5 protein-coding genes are annotated in these 2,948 nt (G+C 42.0%); 2 read left to right on the forward strand and 3 right to left on the reverse strand.

What is annotated here, in order from left to right; all coding sequences use genetic code 11:
* Nucleotides 1-331: 331 nt before the first annotated feature.
* Nucleotides 332-547 (reverse strand): hypothetical protein, encoded by a 216-nt coding sequence (locus L975_RS00390; RefSeq protein ID WP_052181175.1) that lies wholly within the window; start codon nt 545-547, stop codon nt 332-334.
* Nucleotides 548-1,129: 582 nt separating this feature from the next.
* Here L975_RS00390 and L975_RS00395 point away from each other — a divergent pair.
* On the forward strand, nt 1,130-1,423 hold the full coding sequence (locus L975_RS00395) for a helix-turn-helix domain-containing protein (RefSeq protein WP_047706621.1): 294 nt from the start codon (nt 1,130-1,132) through the stop codon (nt 1,421-1,423).
* Nucleotides 1,424-1,431: 8 nt separating this feature from the next.
* Nucleotides 1,432-2,202 (forward strand): ImmA/IrrE family metallo-endopeptidase, encoded by a 771-nt coding sequence (locus L975_RS00400; protein WP_047706622.1) that lies wholly within the window; start codon nt 1,432-1,434, stop codon nt 2,200-2,202.
* Between the two features lies 1 nt (nt 2,203).
* Here L975_RS00400 and L975_RS00405 read toward each other — a convergent pair whose 3' ends face one another.
* Both L975_RS00405 and L975_RS00410 read right to left on the reverse strand, forming a co-directional pair.
* On the reverse strand, nt 2,204-2,488 hold the full coding sequence (locus tag L975_RS00405; protein ID WP_177326611.1) for a helix-turn-helix transcriptional regulator: 285 nt from the start codon (nt 2,486-2,488) through the stop codon (nt 2,204-2,206).
* Complete coding sequence (locus tag L975_RS00410; RefSeq protein WP_047706624.1) at nt 2,481-2,798, reverse strand: type II toxin-antitoxin system RelE/ParE family toxin; 318 nt, start codon at nt 2,796-2,798, stop codon at nt 2,481-2,483. The genes L975_RS00405 and L975_RS00410 overlap by 8 nt, the downstream gene beginning before the upstream one ends.
* Nucleotides 2,799-2,948: the final 150 nt, after the last annotated feature.

Consider the following 2,948-nt stretch of genomic DNA (forward strand, 5'->3'; position numbering starts at 1 on the left):
TGGGCTGTATGCACGAACTCCCCGTTCAGCCCGACTACCACGCCATGTACGGTAACAAACTCTTGAGTCCAACCCGTACAGGCACGACAAATCGCCATTGGCGGTAGCCATTGGTAACTGAATTCGTGGAGTGCTAAAGGATTTCTTGATGTTCAAAGCCCGTTAGAGCTAAACTGAAAGGACAGTTTATGGTGACTGCGCTCCACGTAAGCCAGTTACCTCGGTTCAAAGAGCTGCAACTTTTTGAACCTTCGAAAAACCGCCCTGCAAGGCGGTTTTTTCGTTTCAAGACAAGAGACTACTCTCTGAAGGAGAGGATCTCAAGATCGAGTTACGGTTCAACTTTACTATCCCCACCATTTAATGACCGCCCTTTAACAGCGGAGTAGATAGAGCCTATACCAAAAAAAATAATAAACATTGGTGCGCCCCACTGCACATCCGCGGGAATAATTCCATAACGCTCCAACATCAATAATACACCAGCAATCACTGCAAAAAGACCAAGCAACATATAGCCCCCTAAGCAAAAACGAAAAAAGGCCACACATAAAGTGCAGCCTTATACATCAGTCACTTACCGGAACGAACTAGAAAAGTCCACGCCTCATAGCCATACGCATGAGCATCCAGCATTTTCGTCGAGTTCTTTACTCGACGATAACGACAAAATACCCATCGAAACCCTTTAGGTGCAGGTTTAGTCATTGTCATAACCCTCAAAAAAGCCATTCAGTTCTTGGCTAGTGAGGGCAAAGCAGCTAGAATTCGATTCCCCAATCAAAACAGCCGAAATACATTCTCACTAGCTCGATATGGCAGACGAATGACTTCGCCACATCGAACATGAATGCGGTCTTGTTTTATGCTCACTAAACGCCAATTTAGTGAGCAACCTCAACACACATTCTTCTAGCTACCTTCCAAGCTGCTTATTCACACAGAATCTACGCAAAGCCCTTCTTGTATCTATAACACCTAGAATACTTCCTTTTGCGAACATCGTCAAGCTATAGATCTACTAAAAGTATCGCCACAGCAATACAACCGTATTGCTGTGGCGATACTTTTGGATCATACTGAAAAAACCCAACAAACCAATCAACCACCAATGACCAGGAGAGACCACATGCTTGGAGATCGGATTAGAGAACTAAGAACGCAACAAGGGTTTTCTTTAGAGCAGCTAGCTACAATGGTCGGATCCACAAAAAGCTACATCTGGGAATTAGAAAAAAAACCAGAAATAAAACCGTCAGCCGAGCTTGTCGGAAAGCTAGCAAAAGCGTTAAATGTTACAATAGATTCATTAATGGATAGTGAAAAAGAAAACGATAAAGATACCGTATTCTTTAGAGAGTACAAGTCACTATCAGAAGAAACAAAAGACCAATTAATGAACATTCTGAAAGCCCTAAAATAAGGACGGCTATGTCAATCCCTAGGCTAATGGCGGAAAAGCTTTTTACTACATGGAAAGAGAAAAAAAATGCAAATGACATATTCCCTGTCGATTGCATTGAAATAGCCAAAAGCCTAGGGATTAAAGTAACATCTAACGATTTTAAACAAGCGGAATTTACTGGCGCGCTTTTCCACAAATACGGTATAAACGCGATCATATTCAACTCAAACATAAAAGAAGAAGGTCGAAAGCAATTTACAATTGCGCACGAACTTGGGCACTATCACCTACACTTCAATTCAAGCAACAGCACTAAGCCATCATCTATAGAAAATGCAGGGGTTATAGCTCAGACTTCGGAAGGGAAAAAACAAGAAAAAGAAGCCAATGAGTTTGCGGCATGCTTGCTCATGCCGTCTGAAGATATGGCACCTAAGCTCTCTAACAAAATAGATATGAATCTAGTAATTGAGCTATCAAAGAGATATGGCACATCAATTACAGCCACAGCTTGTAGGATAGTTTCTCTGCATGAAAAACCTGTAGGTGTAGTCATGCTATCGAAAGACAACACAACTCTATGGTGCTATAGAAACAACCACTTTAGAGATTTTTTTATAAAAAAAGGTAAAAAAATAAATCTTGAGAGTCATGCCCCCCAAGAACAAAGAGAATGCAGCGCAGATTTATGGTTAGAGAAAACAAAAACCAACTGGAAAATAAAATCCTCCTCCATTGAGATGGAGGAGTACAATAAAAGATTGTATATAATAACTGGCGAGCCAAATAATAATTAAACTATAAATTAATCTGTGGGTGCTTTATTCCGCAAGCACTCGCATACCGCACCAAAGTATCAATACTTGCTCTGATAATATTGGACTCCATTCGAGATACAGTTGGTGGCGTAACTCCCATCCGCTCCGCAACTTGCGCACGAGTTAAGCCAGCGCTGTTACGCCACTCCGCTAACATGGCTTGCAATCTCTCCTTACGCAGCTCGGACTCATATGCCGCCTGCACCTCAGGATCTAGCATCAGATTAGCTCTGACAACGCTCCATTCAATGCCTTTCTTAGCCATTGAGCATCTCCTCTAATCGTTCAAATGCTAACGATATTTCACCTGACGGGGTTTTCTGCGTTTTTTTGATAAACACCCGTAACAGATAAATATTTCGTCCTTTTTGGTAAACATACAGACCACGAGCAATATCAGTTCCCATCGTCCGTATCTCAAACAACCCATCCCTTAAGGGCTTGCTATCCGGTTCACGAAGAGCCGTGGCATTCGCTTTTAGCTTATCGATTAAGCGAATTAACTTAGCTTGAACTACTGGCGGTAAAGCGGCGATCTCTTCGGGCACATCATCGTGCAATATCACATTAAACATCACGGTATCCCTCACCAAACAATATTAGCATACAATGCAAATTGCATTAAAAGCTAATATTTAAGTGCATTTACCATAACGCTCATTTACCGCACTACAGACAGCGAAGAGTAAGAGACAACATGAATCCGGCGAACCCTGAGCCAAACC

The organism is Plesiomonas sp. ZOR0011, assembly GCF_000800945.1.
GTDB classification, from domain to species: Bacteria; Pseudomonadota; Gammaproteobacteria; order Enterobacterales; family CAMTGL01; genus Plesiomonas; species Plesiomonas shigelloides.

Excerpts from the sequence above, each read along its gene's own strand:
- L975_RS00395 (WP_047706621.1), top strand. The coding sequence starts at position 1,130 with ATGCTTGGAGATCGGATTAGAGAACTAAGAACGCAACAAGGGTTTTCT.
- L975_RS00400 (WP_047706622.1), top strand. The coding sequence starts at position 1,432 with ATGTCAATCCCTAGGCTAATGGCGGAAAAGCTTTTTACTACATGGAAA.
- L975_RS00405 (WP_177326611.1), bottom strand. The coding sequence starts at position 2,488 with ATGGCTAAGAAAGGCATTGAATGGAGCGTTGTCAGAGCTAATCTGATG.
- L975_RS00410 (WP_047706624.1), bottom strand. The coding sequence starts at position 2,798 with ATGTTTAATGTGATATTGCACGATGATGTGCCCGAAGAGATCGCCGCT.